Source organism: Pseudomonas sp. SWI7 (assembly GCF_006351945.1).
GTDB classification, from domain to species: Bacteria; Pseudomonadota; Gammaproteobacteria; order Pseudomonadales; family Pseudomonadaceae; genus Aquipseudomonas; species Aquipseudomonas fulva.
The window spans coordinates 2,887,098-2,904,758 of sequence record NZ_CP040930.1 but is presented as its reverse complement, the minus strand read 5'-3'; the positions used below and the strand labels follow the sequence as shown (position 1 = coordinate 2,904,758).

The following is a 17,661-nucleotide window of genomic DNA, read 5'->3' as shown; positions in this document are numbered from 1 at the left end:
GAAGAGACGAGGCTTGAAACGATGAAGAACTGCATGCGAATCCTGTCTGCCACCGCCGTCATGCTGGCAGCGGCTCCAGCCCTTGCCGGACCACCCGTTGAAGTGACGTTCAGAAATCTTGGAACCGAGTCGGTGAAACTCCAGCTGACCAATGCGAACGAGACCAGTACGTATCAGATTGCCAGGCCCGCACCACTTCAGGAGGTACAGCCCGGCTCGTCGATTACCTTTAGCGTGCAACGATTGGTGAGCCCCGACACCAACGGCGCCATGTTGCGATATGCGGCAGGGCGTAAAACCTGTGCGTTCAGCACTACGTTTGTGATGATGATGTCCGGTGGCATCAAACAGCCTAAATGGAACAAGACTGCAACCCCTTCCGGTGGGGCAACGTGCACGGCAGTGAACTCTGGATTCAGCGCAAATTATGCCTGGAAGGCTGAATTCACCATGAAGTAAGCGGCTAAAAAGACTCGCATGGCCTGTTGTTTCAAGCCATGCGAGCCCTTGGGATATTCGCGAAACTTTAAAAAGTGAGTAATTGCCGATGCCAAAAATAAGTGATTTTTCTGCTGGTTCGATCCGTGGGGTTGCTTTTACGCGCGCCCCTACCCATCCAGCCCCCAAAAAACAAGAGGCCGCGGTAAGCTCAGGTGCGACTCGCCAAGCGTCCCTTGATCTTTCGCCGTTGGCCAAACAACTTGCCAGTGCCGCTCAGCGGGCGGCTGCGCGTGACAGTCAGCTTAGTCGGCAAGAGCTGGCTACTCTGGCATCCAAGATACAGATGGAGCTAGGCGGAAGTGCATACAGGCTTACCAAGCCCCTTCACGACGCACATGTCCCAGACACGGAGGATCCCGAGTTATTGGCAAGGGCAAGGCAAGCCACGGATTTTCTGAACGGAAAGGGGAGTAATCCTTTCCGGAGACTGACAATTGAACAGCTCGCTCTGATCGGTTACGACGAAGGCGGCGATTTCACCCACAACGAGCGCCTCGCCGCAAGCAGAGAGTTAGGCAAGCGCTATGAAGTGTGGTCCCGGGCGATGGTCGATAAATTGAACGCCGAATACCAGCAGACGGGGTATCAAGATGAGACAACCCGGGAAATTATTGCAACTTACAAGGCGTTGCCGCCCATTCTGGAAGCAGGCTTCGGCAACTACGAAGTCAACATGACCCTGATGATAGGCAAAACCGACCCACCGCGCGGCGATGAAGCCGATTCTCTGATAGACACCCTCCTGAAAACCGCCCGCAAGCTTGAAGACCAGGCAAAGAAGGATCACCCGCCGCTCGAAGGCCCTGACGAACCAGGCAAGCCCGCATGATGCCCGCCGTACAGCTGTGCAATGTCAGCCGGTTTCAGGGTGACGTGCCGGTGCTTCAAGGCATCGACCTGCTGATCCCCAGCGGGCAGACGTGCGCTGTCATCGGCCCGTCCGGTTCGGGCAAGAGCACGTTGCTGAACCTGATCGGGCTGCTAGACCGCCCGTGCGCAGGCCAGGTATGGATCGGCGGTACCGACATGACAGGCGCCAGCGCCGACCAGCGCGCCGTGATGCGCAACCGCCTGATCGGCTTCGTTTTCCAGAGTTTCAACCTGCTGCCGCGGTTGTGCGCCCTGGACAACGTGGCGTTGCCGCTATCGTATCGAGGGCTGCGCTTGCCCGTTGCCCGCCAGCACGCCGAGGTGCAATTGCGTGCCGTAGGCCTTGCCAGCCAGGCGGGCAAGCGGCCCGCCGAGATGTCCGGTGGTCAGCGCCAACGTGTGGCGATCGCGCGTGCGTTGGTGACCGAGCCGAGCCTGCTGGTGGCCGACGAGCCCACCGGGAGCCTTGACGCCCAGACCGGTGAGCAGGTGCTGCACCTGCTGCTGACCCTCAACCAGGAAAGAGGCACGACCTTGCTGGTGGTCACCCATGATGCCAAGGTGGCACACAGGCTGCAGCGCCGTGTGCGCGTCGATCAAGGCAGACTGACCGATGCATGAGCCCTACGGCCCTGGCTGGCAGCAACGTCTGAGCGAGGCAATGGACAACGTGCGGCTAATGGGGCGTCGTGCCTGGCTGGCACTGTTGGGTATCGGCATCGGCTGCGCGTCGGTGGTCGCGTTGCTGAACATGGGGCACAGCGCAGCGCAGCATGCGCGGCAGTTCTATGAAGGCCTTGGCAGTGAGCTGATGGTCGCTGAAGTGCAACGCGAGGGTGCTGCAGGCCCGCGAGCCGAACCTGATCTGACCGCCATGCCGGCATCCGTACAGGCTGGCGTCGCGATCAGCCTGGCGGCGGCCAGCGTTCGCCGTGGCGGCCTGCAGCAGGAGGCGATGATCGTCGGCAGCGGCGCCGGTCTTGCCAGGTTGTTGAGGCTAGGCGTGGACGAAGGCCGCTTGCTATCGGGGCATGACGACAAGGCAACCCACGTGGTGCTGGGCAGTTTCCTGGCCAGGCAGCTGGACGCCAAGACGGGCGATCGGTTGCAGATAGGCGGGTACGTGTATGACGTCGTTGGCCTGTTGGTGGCGACCGGTGACAACCCGCTGTTGCCGGTCATGCTCGACCAGGCCGTGTGGATGCCATTGGCAGGCATGCGCCGATTGATGCCGACACCGGAGGTGAGCCTGATACTGGCATTGGGGCGCGACACGCAATCCCTGACGTTGGCAGCCGATCATCTGTCCGCCTACCTGCAGATGCAATTGCCGCGGCACCAGGTGCTCGTCAGGTTGCCCAGCCAACTGTTGGCGGGCATGACCGCCCAATCGCAAATGCTCACGTGGCTGTTGGCCGGGTTTGCCGGCATCGCACTGTTGCTGGGCGGTATCGGGGTGATGAACGTCATGCTCATGACTGTGGCCGAACGACGCCGGGAAATCGGTATTCGCCTCGCGTTGGGTGCGCGGGCACACGATATCGGCTGGTCATTTCTGCTCGAAGCCGTGTTGCTGTCAGGCACGGGGGCGGTTGGCGGGGCCTTGATCGGCGTATTGGCCGCTTGGGTTTTTGCCCTGCTGTCCGGGTGGCCATCTGGGCTAGCGTTGGGCGCCGTCCCGCTTGGCATGGTCAGTTCAGTGGCCGTAGGGGTTGCCTGCGGGGTATACCCAGCGCTTGCGGCAGCAAGGTTGCAGCCGGTGGAGGCGCTGCGTGAAGACTAGTTGGCTGGCGCTGGCCTGGGTGTTGTCCCTTCCCATCGCAGCCCGGGCAGATGCGGTCAGCGCGTTGGCACTGGCCCGGACTGATCCAGTGCCGCTTCAACTCAATGATGCCGTGGCCTTGGCATTGCGTGAAAACCGTGCCATTCGAAGCGCCCACCTCAAACGTGTGGCGGACAGGTTCGACCTGCGCGTGGCGCGCGATCGATACGCCCCGCAGTTGCTGCTCAAGGCGCGCTACCTGCGTCACCGCGACCAGAACGACCGCCAGCGCGAAGGACAGCTCATACCTGGCGCCAGCCTGCTGACTCCCTACGGTACCCGCCTGGACCTTGACTGGTCTTATGACCACAGCGAGATGCAGGGCCAGCGGCCCCGCCAACGGGACGGGACGAACCTGACGGTGGTCCAGCCCTTGCTGCGGGGCGCTGGCGTGGCTGTCGCCACTGCCCCCTTGCGTCAGGCGCAATTGTCCGAGCAGCTCAACCGATTGGCCCTGCGGGAAACCGTTGGGCAGACCATCAGTCAGGTCATCCTGCTCTATCGAGCCTTGCTCCGTGCCCAGGAGCAGCAAACGATCGCCGACCAGGCCTTGCAGCGTGCCCGGCGTTTGGTCGACGTGAACCGGGCGCTCATCGAAACCGGCCGCATGGCCGCGTTCGACATTGTCCAGACGCAGGCCGAAGTGGCGACCCAGGAGTTGGCTCGGGAGAACAGTCATCGGCAACTGGAGGAAAGTCGCCTGGCACTGGCCCAGGCGTTGGCCATTGACTTGAGCACGCCACTGCTGGCTGTGGATGAGATCGAGCCACGCCAGGTACACCTTGACGCTACCCGCGCGCTCGCCCGGGCCAAGGCTCAGCAACCGGCCTACCTCATGCTGCGACTCACAGGCGAGCAGCTTGCCGTGGACCTGCTGTTGGCCAAGGACCAGCAGCGCTGGGACCTGTCGCTGGTTGCCGGCGCTGGGCAAGCCCACGAAAAGCCCGGCCTGGGGGCCAGCTGGCAGCATTACGTTGGGCTGGAGCTGGCGATTCCCATCGGTGACCTTCAATTGCGACAAGCTCAGGTGCGCACGCAGGTTGCGCTGCAAGAACATGCTCTGGGCCAGGCCGAAACCGACCAACAGCTGCAACGCGAAGTCTTCAACGCTGTGAAGGATATTCAGGGGCGATGGCGACAGTTGCAGATAGCCGGCCGGGCGCTGGCATTATCCCGGCGCAAGCTTATCGTCGAGCAGGAGAAACTGTCGCTTGGCCGCTCAAGCAACTTCGAGGTCCTGAGCTTCGAAAACGACCTTCGCTACGCCCAGCATGCGCGTCTGGATGCGGCTATCGCCTATCTCAATGGTCAGACAAGCCTTGACCTGCTGCTGGGCACGACCCTCGAGCGTTGGGGGGTTGTCCTCCATGACTAACAGGCGCAACGGTCTGCTGCTGCTGTTGCTGAGTGTCGGATTCGGCGTGTGGTTTCAGGGGGCTCGCTCGGTGCAACCTGAGGCGGCGCGATGGGTGCGCATCGCGCCGCAAACGCTCGAGCAACGACTGGGCTTGGTCGGTCGCCTCCAGGCTGCGCGTCAGGTGACGATGAATGCGCCTTTCGAGGGACGCGTGGCAGCGGTTATGGTACAGCCTGGGCAGAAGGTAGGCGCGGGTGACCCACTGTTCACCCTCGATACTGCACAGCTCGACATCGAATTGCGCCTGGCCCAGGCGGCCTGGTTGAAAGCCCGCCGCCACATGGGCGCACTGGAGCACTGGGCCACCGGTCCCGAGGTGGCCAGGGCGAAACGGAACCTGAGCAGTGCCCGCAGCGCGCTGTCCACGAGTCAGCTCAACCTGGAAGAAAACCGGCGCCTTTTCGAACGCGGCATCGTCGCGGGTATGGAAGTTCGCAGCCTGACCCAGTTGGTCGACATGCACGTGCAGGCGGTACTCGAGGCCGAGCAGGCGCTGGACCAGACCCTTGCACAGGGTCAAGGTGACGCCCTTCAGATTGCCCGTATGGAGCTGCTGAACGCTGAAACTCAGCACCGTGCGCTGCTCGCGCTGCATGGGCAACGCACCGTCATCGCGCCTTTGAGCGGCATTGTCGTTCCTGCCAAGACCGCAGGCGTCAATCACGTCGTGCCCTTGCAGCTGGGCAACACGTCGCCCGCGGCGTGCCAATGCTCGAGCTCATCGGCCTGGACCGCTTGCAGGTGTTAGCAACGGTCGAGGAGCAGGACTTGCCCAACGTACAGCAAGGGCAGCACGCGCGGGTCACCGTGGCCGGGCAGCGCCTTGAAGGCAAACTCGGCCCCATTGCTCAGCAACCCAGGGCGCTGGATGGCGCAGGGGCCTGGTATGAGGTGGTAGCCGAACTCGAGCTACCCGCCGAGCCGGCCCGCTCCGGCTTGCGCCTGGGCATGAGCGCGCAGGTGGACATACGTATCTCGAGCAAGGCCCAGGCGTGGGTCATCCCGCCGGAGGCGCTGCAGCGCAACGGCGCAGGTGAGCCCTTTGTGTGGTTTCGTGAGGACCCTGGTCAAGCGCCGAGCGAAATGCCCGTCAGTGTGGAAGGCATAGGGCCGCAAGGGCTCGAAGTGTCAGGACTGGGGGCAGGGTACATCAGGCTGCCCTGACGACCCGTTGCGCTCAGCGCCCTATGCGTCGGGCTGATCCCGCAAGAACACCAGGTGTTCGGCCTTCGACTGCTCGGCGCTGTAGTAATACCCCTGCACGTCGAACTGCTTGAGCTGCGTCGGGTCACTGATGCGCTCTTCGATGACGAAGCGGCTCATCATGCCGCGCGCTTTCTTAGCATAGAAGCTGATGATCTTGTGCTGGCCGTTTTTCAGGTCCTTGAAGTCCACGTTGATCACCCGGGCCTTCAGGGCGCTGCGCTTGACCGCGCTGAAATATTCGTTGCTGGCCAGATTCAGCAGCACATCGTCGCCCTGTTCGGCCAGGGCCTCGTTGAGCCACTCGCTGATGCGCGTGCCCCAGAACGCGTACAGGTCCTTGCCACGGGCGTTGGCCAGTTTGGTGCCCATTTCCAGGCGATAGGGCTGCATCAGGTCCAGAGGGCGCAGCAGGCCGTAGAGGCCGGAGAGCATGCGCAGGTGATCCTGGGCATAGCTGAGGTCGTCTTCAGTCAAGGTCTGGGCGTCCAGGCCGGTGTAGACGTCACCTTTGAAAGCCAGCAGGGCCTGCTTGGCGTTCTCTGGCGTGAAGGTAGGTGTCCAACTGCCGAAACGCGCGGCGTTCAGGCCCGCCAGCTTGTCGGACAGGTGCATCAGTTCGCTGATCTGCGCCGGGCTCATTGCTCGCAGCTGCTCGATCAGTTCCTGGGAATGGTCGAGGTGGCGGGGCAGGGTGAAACGCTCGGTCACCGGCGGGGTGTCGTAGTCGAGGGTCTTGGCGGGGGAAATCACCGTCAGCATCGGATCGGCTCCTGGCATCGTTGAGCGGGGATTCTAAGGGTTGGAAGAGGCAAGTCCAAACTATGGCGACAATAGTCAACGCCCATGGCCGATACAGCGGCTATAGTGCCTGTTTTCCTTGAGCGGAGCCCTGACCGTGCGCCTCGTTACAGCCCTGCTGGCTGGCCTGTTGAGCCTGGCCGTTCAAGCCGCCCCTGCCACGCCGGCCAGCCTGGACCGTGGCCTGTGGCCGGAGCAGCTGGACAGCCCTGCGCTGTTCGATGTGGCATCACGGGCCGAAATACTCTCGTTCGCCCGGGTGCTGCACGAGAACGAGCTGCTCGACGAGAATACCTTGGCAGCTCGCCTGGGCCTGCGGCAGGTCAACGTGCAGAAGGTCAGGCAGGTGAGGGCGCGGCTGTGGCAGCGGCTTTGGCAAGGTTATCAACAAGCGCAACGCAGTTGCGAGCAGGATGCGTCCTTTTGCTATGCGGTGACGTCGATGGCCGAACTGCGCTTGCAAGCGGCGACCTTCGCCACGGATGTGGGTGAGTTCTACACGGGCTGGATCGAGCCCAGCCGGCAATTTCATGAGCAGTACCTGAACGAGCAACTGCGCAAGGCGGCGTTGTTGCCGCAGACCAGCAGCGAAGTACAGCGGCTGTCGGCGGCCGAACGCAACGGCGATGAGCTCAATGACCGGCTGTTTCTGCTCACCTTTGCCGGTGGGCCGGGCGCGGCGGCGGGCACCACAGACGCGTTGACCGCCTACCTGCGCAAGCAGAAGCTCGACGGGACGTTCTTCGTGCTCGGCAGCCGTTTGCAGCAACGTCGTGACGGCGAATCGCTGGCGGCCCTGCGGCGCTTGTATGAAGGGCAGTGCGTAGGCATTCAGGGGTGGGAGTACCGGTCCCACGCGCAGTGGACGGATTGGCAGGCCTCGATCAGCCGCAGCCAGGCACGGGTGCGGGCAGACCTGCCCGAGCAGTACGTGCCGCTGTTTCGCCCGCCCTATGGCCAGCGGCGGGCCGACGGCCAGGCCTTCATGCAGCGCCAGCAGTTGCAGGTCTCGCTGTGGGATATCGATGCGCAGGACGACTCGGGCTTGAGTGCGCAGGCCTCAGCCCAGCGTGTGTTGACCTTGATGCTGCTATGGCGCAAAGGCGTGATCCAGTTTCACGACGCGTTGCCCAAGGCCAGGCCTGCGCTGCAGTGGCTGCTTGAACACACCGCGCAAAGCGGCATTGGTTGGCAGGATTGTCGCGAATACGGACAGGGCGCGCAGCAACCTGACTTCTGACTGTAGACCTGCTTGGCGCTGGCGCCAAGGCCTGTTCGTCAATCAGAAAAATAAAGTTGGCAATCGTATGAAAATGCTTTTTCCGGTCATGGCTTTTGCGGTATGAAGAAACCAGACAGCCGATTCCTGCAGCACAGGTGGCGTCACATGGGTCCACCTGGCCAGATCGCTTCCCGCCCGTAACAACGCGGATACGGGAAGAACGGCAGTCACTCCGCGGCGTAACAGACCACGCCGTGCCGCTTCGACATAAGGTGACCGAGTATGGATGACCAAGGACGCACCCCTTCCTCCAGCAAGCCAATCCTCTATGTGCTCGATACCAACGTCCTGATTCACGACCCCAACGCATTACTCAACTTCGAGGAGCACCACGTCGCCATTCCCATGACGGTGCTGGAGGAACTCGACAAGCTCAAGGCCGGTAAGCAAAGTATCGCTGCCGAATGCCGCCAGGCCATCCGCCTGATCGACCAGACGCTGGGTGATGCCTCGCCCAGCGTGGTGGAGCAGGGGGTACCCATCCAGCGTGGCAAAAGTGGGCCAAAAGGTTATCTGTCCATCCTGATGACCCCGCGCAACGAGCCGAACAAGCTGTTGCCCGAAACCCTCAACGACAACATCATCATCAATCAGCTGCTCGAAGTCAGGGCACGGCGTACCGACCTGGACGTGGTGCTGGTCACCAAGGACATCAACATGCGCCTGAAGGCGCGTGCCTGCGGCATTGCCGCCGAGGACTACAGCACCGACCAGTTGGTCGACGACGTGTCGCTGTTGTCCAAGGGCTACCACTCGGTCACCGGCTCGTTCTGGGACCGGGTCAGCAAGGTCGACACGCGTCAGGAGCGTGGCCGTACCTGGCACAGGGTGCAATTGGCCGAGCCGCTGCCAGCGGTGCACGTGAACGAGTTCATCATCGATGAGCAAGGGTTCGTCGGCTGGATCAAGGGCACGCGCGAGGGCGAACTGCTACTGCTCGACCTGCACCAGGAGCCCTTGCTGCACCAGGAAGCCTGGGGCCTGAAACCGCGTGACATTCATCAGAGCCTGGCGTTGTTGGCGCTGCTCGATCCGGATATCCACCTGGTCAACCTGACCGGGGCGGCGGGTTCGGGCAAGACCATCCTGGCGCTGGCGGCGGCCATCGAGCAGACCATGGTCAGCAAGCGCTACCGGCGCATCATCGCCACCCGTAGCGTGCAGGGGCTCGACCAGGAGATCGGTTTTCTACCGGGCACAGAGGCCGAGAAGATGGAGCCCTGGCTGGGCGCCATCACCGACAACCTCGAAGCCTTGCACATGGACGACGAGAGCACCCATGGCAGTGTCGAGTACATCCTCGAGCGGGTGCCGCTGCAGTTCAAGTCGCTCAACTACATCCGTGGTCGCAGCTTCCAGCAGAGCCTGATCCTCATCGACGAGTGCCAGAACCTCACGCCGCACCAGATGAAAACCATCATCACCCGTGCCGGCGCAGGGTCGAAGGTGGTGTGCCTGGGCAACCTGGCGCAGATCGATACACCATACCTGTCCGCGACCAGTTCGGGCCTGACCTACCTGACCGAACGCTTCAAGGACTTCCCCCACGGCGTGCACATCACCCTGCAAGGGGTGCCTCGGTCGGTGCTGGCCGAGTTCGCCGAGTCCCACATGTAGCCCCGTGCGCCGGGCGGTTCGCCGCCCGGCGGCTTCTGGCCGCGATGCGTCGGCCTGGCCCCTGCTCAAACCTGACCCACCGGTTTACACTCTCTGCTCCCTTCACAGGAGCAGAGCAGTGCTGACACATCTTGATTCCCAAGGGCGGGCCAACATGGTCGACGTCACTGAAAAAGCCGTGACCGAGCGCGAGGCCACAGCCGAAGCGCGCGTGCGCATGTTGCCGCACACCCTGCAAATGATCGTGGACGGTGAGCATCCCAAGGGTGATGTCTTCGCTGTAGCGCGCATCGCCGGCATTCAGGCGGCGAAGAAGACCAGCGACCTGATTCCGTTGTGCCACCCGCTGATGCTGACCAGTGTCAAGGTCGAGCTCAGCGCCGAGGGCAGTGATGCAGTGCGCATCGTCGCCCGGTGCAAGCTGGCCGGGCAGACCGGCGTGGAGATGGAAGCGCTGACGGCAGCCAGCGTGGCTGCATTGACCCTCTACGACATGTGCAAGGCCGTGGACAAGGGCATGGTCATCGAGCAAGTGCGCTTGTTGGAGAAGCTGGGCGGAAAAAGCGGCCCGTACAAGGTGCAAGGCTGATGAAGATCAAGGTGATGTATTTCGCTCGCTACCGGGAGCGGCTGGGACGCGGTAGCGAGTCGCTCGAAGGGACGTTCAAGGATGTGGACGATGTGCGCCTGGCGTTGGTGGGTAGAGGCGAGCCTTATCAGGTGCTGGCCGAGCAAAACCTGATGTGCGCCCGCAACGAGGAATTGTGCAGGCTGGATGAGCCTGTGCAAGAGGGCGATGAAGTGGCGTTCTTTCCGCCTGTAACCGGAGGTTGAGCATGGCCGTTCGGGTACAGGAAGGCGCTTTCGACCCAGGCGTTGAGACCAACGCCTTGCACGCGGCCAACGTGGGTGTCGGGGCAGTGGTCAGCTTCATCGGCTACGTGCGGGACTTCAACGACGGCCAGGACGTGGCGGGTATGATGCTTGAGCATTATCCCGGCATGACCGAGAAGGCCCTGGCCAAGATCGTGGCCGAGGCGCAGCAGCGCTGGCCGTTGCTCAAGGTCGAGGTGCTGCACCGCGTGGGTTACTTGGCGCCCGGTGAGCCGATCGTGTTCGTCGGCGTGGCCAGTGCCCATCGGCAGGCCTCGTTCGAGGCTTGCAACTTCATCATGGATTACCTGAAGACCCGTGCACCGTTCTGGAAGAAGGAAACAACCGGGCAAGGGGAGCGATGGGTGGAAGGACGTCAGAGCGACCAGGACGCGGCGGGGCGGTGGGGGTAGAGGGAGCGATTGACCTTGGGCGTCGCAGAAACGCCCAGGGTTTAGTCATGCAGGCTCAACGCCCAGGGTCGCTGCGCGGCCCATTGCGGCCGATCCGGTGGTCAGGGCCCGGAGCATGGGCATCATCGACCTGACCGCCCGCAACCCGATCACGTGTGCTTGCGCGGCACTGGCTTGAGCAACTCATCAGGCGGCATTTCACACTTGATCTTGCGCCCCAGCAGCGTTTCGATCGCTGGTAACTGGTAGGAATCATCTTCGCCGGCAAAGCTGATCGACACGCCGCTCGTGCCTGCCCGGCCGGTACGGCCGATCCGGTGCACGTAATCGTCAGGGTCTTCCGGCAGGGTGAAATTGATGACGTGGCTGATGCCGTCGATATGAATCCCGCGCCCAGCCACATCGGTCGCCACCAGCACCGTGATACGCCCCTCACGGAAGTTCTCGAGGGTACGGATACGCTTGTGCTGGGGTACATCGCCGGACAACTGCGCGGCATTGACGCCATCGCGTACCAGTTTTTCCTCGATACGGCGCACTTCGTCCTTGCGATTGGCGAACACCATCACCCGTTCCCACTTGTTCTGGGTCACCAGGTTGTACAGCAGCTTGTATTTGTCGCTGCCAGCCACCGCGTAAACGTGCTGCTCGACCGTTTCGCTGGCCACGTTCTCGGGCTCGATCTCGACGATGGCGGGATCGGTCGTCCACTGCTTGGCCAGGTTCATCACGTCATCAGTGAAGGTGGCCGAGAACAGCAACGTCTGGCGCTCGCTCTTGGGCGGCGTCTGGCGAATGATCTGACGCACCTGCGGGATGAAGCCCATGTCCAGCATGCGGTCGGCTTCATCCAGCACCATCACCTCGACCATGTCCAGGTGCACCTCGCCACGCTGGTTGAAATCCAGCAGGCGGCCGGGGGTTGCCACCAGGATGTCGCAGTGACGTGCTTCCAGGGCCTTGAGCTGCTTGTCGAAGTCCATGCCGCCGACGAAGCTCATCACGTTCAGGCCGGTGTATTTGGTCAGGGCGACCGCGTCCTTGGCAATCTGCACTACCAGCTCCCGCGTGGGGGCGATGATCAGCGCGCGTGGCTCGCCCATGTAGCGTTCCTTGGGCGGGGGCGTCTGTTGCAGCTGGGAAATGATCGAGATCAGGAACGCGGCCGTCTTGCCGGTACCGGTCTGGGCCCTGCCGATCGCGTCCTGGCCCCGCAGCGTGAAGCCCAGCACCTGCGCCTGGATCGGCGTGCAGTAGGGGAACCCCAGATCGTGAATGGCGTGCATCAGCTCAGAGGAGAGCTTGAAGTCGTGGAAACGGGTCTTGCCCTCCTGGGGCTCGACCACAAAGTCCTCCGGTTTCCACAGGCTGGCCTGCGGCTTGGGCTTTGGCTTGCGCTCTCGACGCGGTTTGTCACTGGCCGGTTTGGTGGCGGCAGTGTGTTCGATTTGGGCGGCAGGCGGGTTGCGCGCAACGGCAGGGGCCGCTGGCAAATGGGCCTGTGGGGCCGCTGGCGCCGGGGTAGTGCTGGCAGCGGGCGCAGTGGCCTGGGGGGCAATGTCTCCCTTGCCGAATATTTTCTTGAGTGCCTTGAGCACGGTCATCTCGTCAATTGGTTAAGGAATGTACGCCGGGCAGTGTAATGCAAGATCCCCGCTCGGCGTAGTGCAATGGCCTTGAGCGAACCGTGCGCCCAGGTCACTGCAGTTGCGTGGCCAGCCATTGAAGGATGTCATTGAGTTCTTCGACGATCACTTCGTGCTCCATCGGGTACTCGTGCCATTGGGCAGCGACGCCCCAGGTGTTCAGGTACTCGAAGGCCGTGCGCCCCATCGACGGGATCACCACCGGGTCGTGCACACCATGCAGGCACAGGGCCGGGGTGCGTTGCTGGCAAGCACTCAACGTGTGCTCGTCAGCGAAGGTGGGGGCATAGGTGGAAAGGGCCAGCACGCCACCCAGCGCTTCCTGCCACTTTATATAGGCCGTGTGCAGCACGACGGCGCCCCCTTGGGAGAACCCGGCCAGGAAGATGCGCGACAGGCTGATGCCCTTGGCCTGCTCGGCCTTGATCAAGGCGATGACCTGCTCGGCCGAGGCCTCGAGCTCGGCCTCGTCTATGGCCCTGGCCGGCGTCATGGCCTTGATGTCGTACCAGCTGGGCATGGCATAGCCGCCATTGATGGTCACCGGCCGGGTCGGCGCCTGGGGCATGACGAACCGGGCAGTGAGCAGATGCTGCTGCATGAATTCGGCCACCGGTAGGAAGTCGTAACGGTCCGCGCCCAGGCCGTGCAACCAGATCACACAGGCATCTGCGGCTTTTTGGGGTTCGAGAATGAGTGGGTCGGTCATGGCTGCTCCGAAAACGTGCGTGTGGAAGGGGTCGTGCTTGAAAAGAAGGCGCGCGCCCGACGAGCCGGAAAAAGAATGTCGCAACGATGCAACTTTCCCTACTTGACTCGTGCTTAAACGCTCAAGCCGCGCAATCTGGTACGCGGTTTGCACTTCCCTCTGTGATGCAAGGGACAGGCCGAGACGGTAACACCCTTTGCACGCGAAGGCTGTCACAGAACAGCCCATTGCGCCAAGTGACCCAATAACAAGCCAATACGGGTCGGATGCGCCTCAAAAGGGTGCGGTGCAATTCCGGCTCGATACAACAAGAGCGATTTGGAGGTTGTGAATGAAGATGTTGAAAACCACCCTGGCAGTCCTGACCGCTGCCGCTGCCCTGAGCGCCGTGAGTACGGCCCAGGCCGGTGCGACGCTCGATGCGGTAAAGAAGAAGGGCTTCGTCCAGTGTGGCGTGAGTGACGGTCTCCCAGGCTTCTCGGTTCCAGATGCACAAGGCAAGATCGTCGGGATCGACGCCGATGTCTGTCGCGCTGTAGCGGCAGCAGTGTTCGGGGACGCGACCAAGGTCAAGTTCAGCCAGCTCAACGCCAAGGAACGCTTCACCGCGCTGCAATCGGGCGAAGTCGACGTGCTGTCGCGCAACACCACCTGGACCAGCTCGCGCGATGCCGGCATGGGCCTGATGTTCACTGGGGTCACCTACTACGACGGCGTAGGTTTCCTGGTCAACAAGAAGCTTGGCGTATCCAGCGCCAAGGAGCTCGATGGCGCGACCATCTGCATCCAGGCCGGCACCACGACCGAACTGAACGTATCGGACTTCTTCCGCGCCAATGGCTTGAAATACACCCCCATCACCTTCGACACTTCGGATGAGAGCGCCAAGTCCCTGGAGTCTGGCCGTTGCGACGTGCTGACGTCGGACAAGTCCCAATTGTTCGCCCAGCGTTCCAAACTCGCCGCCCCGACCGACTACGTGGTACTGCCGGAAACCATTTCCAAGGAACCGCTGGGCCCGGTCGTGCGCAAGGGTGACGAGGAGTGGTTCAGCATCGTCAAGTGGACCCTGTTCGCCATGCTCAATGCCGAAGAAGCCGGCATCACCTCCAAGAACGTCGAGGCCGAGGCCAAGAGCACCAAGAACCCGGATGTGGCGCGTCTGCTGGGTGGCGACGGCGAGTACGGCAAGGACCTCAAGCTGCCCAAGGACTGGGTAGTGCAGATCGTCAAGCAAGTGGGCAACTACGGCGAGGTGTTCGAGAAGAACCTTGGCCAGAGCACCGACCTGAAGATCGACCGTGGCATGAATGCCCTGTGGAACAACGGCGGCATCCAGTACGCACCACCTGTGCGTTGATGGTTGCACCTGCGGCGGCATCCCGCCGCCGCAGGCGGTCCGCTACCCTTCTCTTCGGGGCATTTCATGCAAAATCGAATTGGCGCACCAAAGGGTTTATCCCTGAGCGATCCACGTGTGCGCGCGTGGCTGTTCCAGCTATTGACCATCGTCTTCGTGGTCGGTCTGGGCTGGTACCTGTTTCACAACACGCAAACCAACCTGCAGCACCGAGGCATCACCTCGGGCTTCGACTTTCTTGACCGCAGTGCCGGCTTCGGCATCGCTCAGCACCTGATTCCCTATGTGGAGTCGGACAGCTATGCGCGGGTGTTCGTCATCGGGCTGCTCAACACCTTGCTGGTGACCCTCATCGGGGTGGTGCTGGCCACACTGCTGGGCTTCATCATCGGTGTCGCCAGGTTGTCGCCGAACTGGATGATCAACAAGCTGGCTACCGTGTACGTGGAAACCTTCCGCAACATCCCGCCGCTATTGCAGATCCTGTTCTGGTACTTCGCCGTGTTCCTGACCCTTCCGGGGCCGCGGGGCAGCATCAACATCGATGACGCTTTCTTTATCAGCAACCGCGGCCTGAACATGCCTGGAGCCTCCATGGCAGAAGGCTTCTGGCCATTCGTGGCTGCCCTGCTGGTAGCCTTGCTGGCAACCGTGTTGATGGCGCGTCGAGCCAACCGGCGCTTCGAAGAAACCGGCCAGCCGTATCACAAGTTCTGGGTGGGGCTGGCGCTGATGATCGCCATTCCGGGTGCCTGTGTGCTGTTGTTCGGCAGCCCCGTGCAGTGGGAGGTGCCGCAGCTCAAGGGCTTCAACTTTGTCGGCGGCTGGGTACTGATCCCTGAACTACTGGCGTTGACCCTGGCCTTGACGATCTACACCGCAGCATTCATTGCCGAAATCGTGCGCTCGGGTATCCGTTCGGTCAGCCATGGCCAGACCGAGGCTGCGCGTTCGCTGGGGCTGCGCGAGGGGCCAACCCTGCGCAAGGTGATCATCCCGCAGGCACTGCGCGTGATCATTCCACCGCTTACCAGCCAGTACCTGAACCTGGCGAAGAACTCGTCGCTGGCCGCAGGCATCGGCTATCCGGAAATGGTCTCGCTGTTCGCCGGCACCGTGCTCAACCAGACCGGCCAGGCCATCGAGGTGATCGCCATCACCATGAGCGTCTACCTGGCCATCAGCATCAGCATTTCGCTGTTGATGAACTGGTACAACAAGCGCATCGCGCTGATCGAACGGTGAGGATACGTCTGTGAATGCTCATGTTTTCAAACCTGACATGCCGCCTCCGGTGAAAACCGTCGGCGTGCTCGCCTGGATGCGCGCCAACCTGTTCTCCAGCTGGCTCAATACCCTGCTTACCCTGTTCGCCATCTACCTGGTCTGGCTGATCGTGCCACCGCTCCTGCAATGGGCGTTGATCGATGCGAACTGGGTGGGCACCACCCGTGCCGACTGCACCAAGGAAGGCGCCTGCTGGGTGTTCATCCAGCAGCGTTTCGGCCAGTTCATGTACGGCTACTACCCCTCCGAGTTGCGCTGGCGGGTGGACCTGACGGTATGGCTGGCGGTGCTGGGCGCAGCGCCGCTGTTCATCCGCAGCTTCCCGCGCAAGGCGGTCTACGGGCTGGGGTTCCTGGTGCTGTACCCGCTGGTGGCCTACACCCTGCTGCACGGCGGGCTGTTTGGTCTGGAGACGGTACCGACCAGCCAATGGGGCGGCCTGATGCTGACGCTGGTGATTGCCACCGTGGGCATCGTCGGGGCCTTGCCCCTGGGGATCGTACTGGCGCTGGGGCGGCGCTCGCGCATGCCGGCGGTGAAAGTGGTGTGCGTGACCTTCATCGAGTTCTGGCGGGGCGTGCCACTGATCACGGTGTTGTTCATGTCGTCGGTGATGCTGCCGTTGTTCCTGCCCGAGGGCATGAGCTTCGACAAGCTGCTGCGGGCCATGATCGGGGTGATCCTGTTCCAGTCGGCATACATCGCCGAAGTGGTGCGTGGCGGCCTGCAAGCCATCCCCAAAGGGCAGTACGAAGCCGCCGCCGCCATGGGGCTGGGCTACTGGCGCTCGATGGGGCTGGTGATCCTGCCCCAGGCGCTCAAGCTGGTCATCCCCGGCATCGTCAATACCTTCATCGCCCTGTTCAAGGACACCAGCCTGGTGATCATCATCGGCCTGTTCGACCTGCTCAACAGCGTCAAGCAAGCTGCCGCCGACCCGGCCTGGCTGGGCATGGCCACCGAAGGCTATGTGTTCGCCGCCTTGGTTTTCTGGATTTTCTGTTTCGGTATGTCCCGCTACTCCATGCACCTGGAGCGCAAGCTGGACACTGGCCACAAGCGTTAGGAGTTTCGAAATGAGTGAAGCGATCAAGCAGCCTGCCGGCCCCGAAGGCATCATCCAGATGCAGGGCGTGAACAAGTGGTATGGCCAGTTTCATGTGCTCAAGGACATCAATCTCAATGTTCGCCAGGGCGAGCGCATCGTGCTGTGCGGGCCCTCGGGTTCGGGCAAGTCCACCACCATCCGTTGCCTGAACCGTCTGGAGGAACACCAGCAGGGGCGGATCGTGGTCGACGGTGTGGAACTGACCAACGACCTCAAGCAGATCGAGGCCATCCGCCGCGAAGTGGGCATGGTGTTCCAGCACTTCAACCTGTTTCCGCACCTGACCATCCTGGAAAACTGCACCCTGGCGCCCATGTGGGTGCGCAAGATGCCCAAGCGCAAGGCCGAGGAAATCGCCATGCACTACCTGGAGCGAGTGCGTATCCCCGAGCAGGCGCACAAGTACCCCGGGCAGTTGTCTGGCGGTCAGCAGCAGCGCGTGGCCATCGCCCGGGCGTTGTGCATGAAGCCCAAAATCATGCTGTTCGATGAGCCGACCTCGGCGCTGGACCCGGAAATGGTCAAGGAAGTGCTCGATACCATGGTTGGCCTGGCCGAAGATGGCATGACCATGCTGTGCGTGACCCACGAAATGGGCTTTGCCCGCACCGTGGCGAATCGGGTGATCTTCATGGACAAGGGCGAGATCGTCGAGCAGGCGTCACCGGACGATTTCTTCGACCGGCCACAGAGTGACCGCACGCGCTTGTTCCTCAGTCAGATTCTGCACTGATGCAGTAGAGGGGCGATTG

19 protein-coding genes are annotated in these 17,661 nt (G+C 62.2%); 16 read left to right on the top strand and 3 right to left on the bottom strand.

Annotation, left to right across the window (positions count from 1 at the left end; all coding sequences use genetic code 11):
• Positions 1–21 precede the first annotated feature (21 nt).
• The 7 genes from FH041_RS13375 to FH041_RS13345 all read left to right on the top strand — a co-directional run bounded on the left by FH041_RS13375 (position 22) and on the right by FH041_RS13345 (position 5,774).
• Entirely contained in the window at positions 22–459 is a 438-nt protein-coding gene (locus FH041_RS13375) for a hypothetical protein (RefSeq protein WP_028687189.1), read from the top strand.
• Between the two features lie 88 nt (positions 460–547).
• Positions 548–1,330, top strand: coding sequence for a hypothetical protein (locus tag FH041_RS13370; protein WP_140174692.1), 783 nt, complete (start codon positions 548–550; stop codon positions 1,328–1,330).
• Positions 1,327–1,992 (top strand): ABC transporter ATP-binding protein, encoded by a 666-nt coding sequence (locus tag FH041_RS13365; protein WP_059183313.1) that lies wholly within the window; start codon positions 1,327–1,329, stop codon positions 1,990–1,992. Before FH041_RS13370 ends, FH041_RS13365 begins: the two co-directional genes overlap by 4 nt.
• Entirely contained in the window at positions 1,985–3,154 is a 1,170-nt protein-coding gene (locus tag FH041_RS13360) for an ABC transporter permease (RefSeq protein WP_088522905.1), read from the top strand. Before FH041_RS13365 ends, FH041_RS13360 begins: the two co-directional genes overlap by 8 nt.
• Positions 3,144–4,568: a TolC family protein gene (locus FH041_RS13355; protein ID WP_088522906.1), complete on the top strand. Its 1,425-nt coding sequence runs from the start codon at positions 3,144–3,146 to the stop codon at positions 4,566–4,568. Before FH041_RS13360 ends, FH041_RS13355 begins: the two co-directional genes overlap by 11 nt.
• Positions 4,561–5,358, top strand: coding sequence for an HlyD family secretion protein (locus FH041_RS13350; protein ID WP_165919225.1), 798 nt, complete (start codon positions 4,561–4,563; stop codon positions 5,356–5,358). Before FH041_RS13355 ends, FH041_RS13350 begins: the two co-directional genes overlap by 8 nt.
• Positions 5,319–5,774, top strand: coding sequence for an HlyD family efflux transporter periplasmic adaptor subunit (locus tag FH041_RS13345; protein WP_088522907.1), 456 nt, complete (start codon positions 5,319–5,321; stop codon positions 5,772–5,774). Before FH041_RS13350 ends, FH041_RS13345 begins: the two co-directional genes overlap by 40 nt.
• A 21-nt stretch (positions 5,775–5,795) precedes the next feature.
• On the opposite strand, the gene yaaA is transcribed toward FH041_RS13345, so the two are convergent.
• The gene (yaaA, locus tag FH041_RS13340) at positions 5,796–6,575 is read right to left on the bottom strand and encodes a peroxide stress protein YaaA (protein ID WP_059183308.1); all 780 of its coding nucleotides are present in this window, start codon (positions 6,573–6,575) and stop codon (positions 5,796–5,798) included.
• A 136-nt stretch (positions 6,576–6,711) separates the two neighbouring features.
• Between yaaA and FH041_RS13335 the strand changes: the two genes are divergently transcribed.
• The 5 genes from FH041_RS13335 (at position 6,712) to moaE (ending at position 10,799) form a co-directional block, all read left to right on the top strand.
• Positions 6,712–7,854: a polysaccharide deacetylase family protein gene (locus FH041_RS13335; protein WP_059183307.1), complete on the top strand. Its 1,143-nt coding sequence runs from the start codon at positions 6,712–6,714 to the stop codon at positions 7,852–7,854.
• A 264-nt stretch (positions 7,855–8,118) separates the two neighbouring features.
• Positions 8,119–9,513 carry a PhoH family protein gene (locus FH041_RS13330; protein WP_023534350.1) on the top strand — a complete coding sequence of 465 codons (1,395 nt, stop codon included), beginning with the start codon at positions 8,119–8,121 and terminating at the stop codon, positions 9,511–9,513.
• A gap of 118 nt (positions 9,514–9,631) precedes the next feature.
• Entirely contained in the window at positions 9,632–10,102 is a 471-nt protein-coding gene (gene moaC / locus FH041_RS13325; protein WP_023534451.1) for a cyclic pyranopterin monophosphate synthase MoaC, read from the top strand.
• A complete protein-coding gene (locus FH041_RS13320; RefSeq protein ID WP_027914453.1) occupies positions 10,102–10,347 on the top strand; it encodes a MoaD/ThiS family protein in 246 nt (81 codons plus the stop codon). Before moaC ends, FH041_RS13320 begins: the two co-directional genes overlap by 1 nt.
• A gap of 2 nt (positions 10,348–10,349) precedes the next feature.
• Entirely contained in the window at positions 10,350–10,799 is a 450-nt protein-coding gene (gene moaE, locus FH041_RS13315; protein WP_027914454.1) for a molybdopterin synthase catalytic subunit MoaE, read from the top strand.
• Between the two features lie 149 nt (positions 10,800–10,948).
• Here moaE and rhlB read toward each other — a convergent pair whose 3' ends face one another.
• Together rhlB and FH041_RS13305 are read right to left on the bottom strand one after the other, a co-directional pair.
• Positions 10,949–12,397 carry an ATP-dependent RNA helicase RhlB gene (gene rhlB, locus FH041_RS13310; RefSeq protein WP_027914455.1) on the bottom strand — a complete coding sequence of 483 codons (1,449 nt, stop codon included), beginning with the start codon at positions 12,395–12,397 and terminating at the stop codon, positions 10,949–10,951.
• Between the two features lie 100 nt (positions 12,398–12,497).
• Complete coding sequence (locus tag FH041_RS13305; protein ID WP_027914456.1) at positions 12,498–13,154, bottom strand: alpha/beta hydrolase; 657 nt, start codon at positions 13,152–13,154, stop codon at positions 12,498–12,500.
• A gap of 331 nt (positions 13,155–13,485) precedes the next feature.
• Here FH041_RS13305 and FH041_RS13300 point away from each other — a divergent pair, with 331 nt between their 5' ends.
• The 4 genes from FH041_RS13300 to FH041_RS13285 all read left to right on the top strand — a co-directional run bounded on the left by FH041_RS13300 (position 13,486) and on the right by FH041_RS13285 (position 17,642).
• Entirely contained in the window at positions 13,486–14,514 is a 1,029-nt protein-coding gene (locus tag FH041_RS13300) for an amino acid ABC transporter substrate-binding protein (protein WP_049696504.1), read from the top strand.
• Between the two features lie 66 nt (positions 14,515–14,580).
• A complete protein-coding gene (locus FH041_RS13295; RefSeq protein ID WP_104925865.1) occupies positions 14,581–15,759 on the top strand; it encodes an amino acid ABC transporter permease in 1,179 nt (392 codons plus the stop codon).
• A gap of 10 nt (positions 15,760–15,769) precedes the next feature.
• Positions 15,770–16,867 carry an amino acid ABC transporter permease gene (locus tag FH041_RS13290; RefSeq protein ID WP_023534443.1) on the top strand — a complete coding sequence of 366 codons (1,098 nt, stop codon included), beginning with the start codon at positions 15,770–15,772 and terminating at the stop codon, positions 16,865–16,867.
• A 10-nt stretch (positions 16,868–16,877) separates the two neighbouring features.
• Complete coding sequence (locus FH041_RS13285) at positions 16,878–17,642, top strand: amino acid ABC transporter ATP-binding protein (protein WP_027914459.1); 765 nt, start codon at positions 16,878–16,880, stop codon at positions 17,640–17,642.
• Positions 17,643–17,661: the final 19 nt, after the last annotated feature.

Coding starts and splice junctions, on each gene's coding strand:
- FH041_RS13350 (WP_165919225.1), top strand. CDS start 4,561: ATGACTAACAGGCGCAACGGTCTGCTGCTGCTGTTGCTGAGTGTCGGA.
- FH041_RS13295 (WP_104925865.1), top strand. CDS start 14,581: ATGCAAAATCGAATTGGCGCACCAAAGGGTTTATCCCTGAGCGATCCA.
- moaE (WP_027914454.1), top strand. CDS start 10,350: ATGGCCGTTCGGGTACAGGAAGGCGCTTTCGACCCAGGCGTTGAGACC.
- FH041_RS13345 (WP_088522907.1), top strand. CDS start 5,319: ATGCTCGAGCTCATCGGCCTGGACCGCTTGCAGGTGTTAGCAACGGTC.
- FH041_RS13365 (WP_059183313.1), top strand. CDS start 1,327: ATGATGCCCGCCGTACAGCTGTGCAATGTCAGCCGGTTTCAGGGTGAC.
- FH041_RS13305 (WP_027914456.1), bottom strand. CDS start 13,154: ATGACCGACCCACTCATTCTCGAACCCCAAAAAGCCGCAGATGCCTGT.
- FH041_RS13300 (WP_049696504.1), top strand. CDS start 13,486: ATGAAGATGTTGAAAACCACCCTGGCAGTCCTGACCGCTGCCGCTGCC.
- FH041_RS13320 (WP_027914453.1), top strand. CDS start 10,102: ATGAAGATCAAGGTGATGTATTTCGCTCGCTACCGGGAGCGGCTGGGA.
- FH041_RS13375 (WP_028687189.1), top strand. CDS start 22: ATGAAGAACTGCATGCGAATCCTGTCTGCCACCGCCGTCATGCTGGCA.
- FH041_RS13330 (WP_023534350.1), top strand. CDS start 8,119: ATGGATGACCAAGGACGCACCCCTTCCTCCAGCAAGCCAATCCTCTAT.
- yaaA (WP_059183308.1), bottom strand. CDS start 6,575: ATGCTGACGGTGATTTCCCCCGCCAAGACCCTCGACTACGACACCCCG.
- FH041_RS13285 (WP_027914459.1), top strand. CDS start 16,878: ATGAGTGAAGCGATCAAGCAGCCTGCCGGCCCCGAAGGCATCATCCAG.
- FH041_RS13360 (WP_088522905.1), top strand. CDS start 1,985: ATGCATGAGCCCTACGGCCCTGGCTGGCAGCAACGTCTGAGCGAGGCA.
- FH041_RS13370 (WP_140174692.1), top strand. CDS start 548: ATGCCAAAAATAAGTGATTTTTCTGCTGGTTCGATCCGTGGGGTTGCT.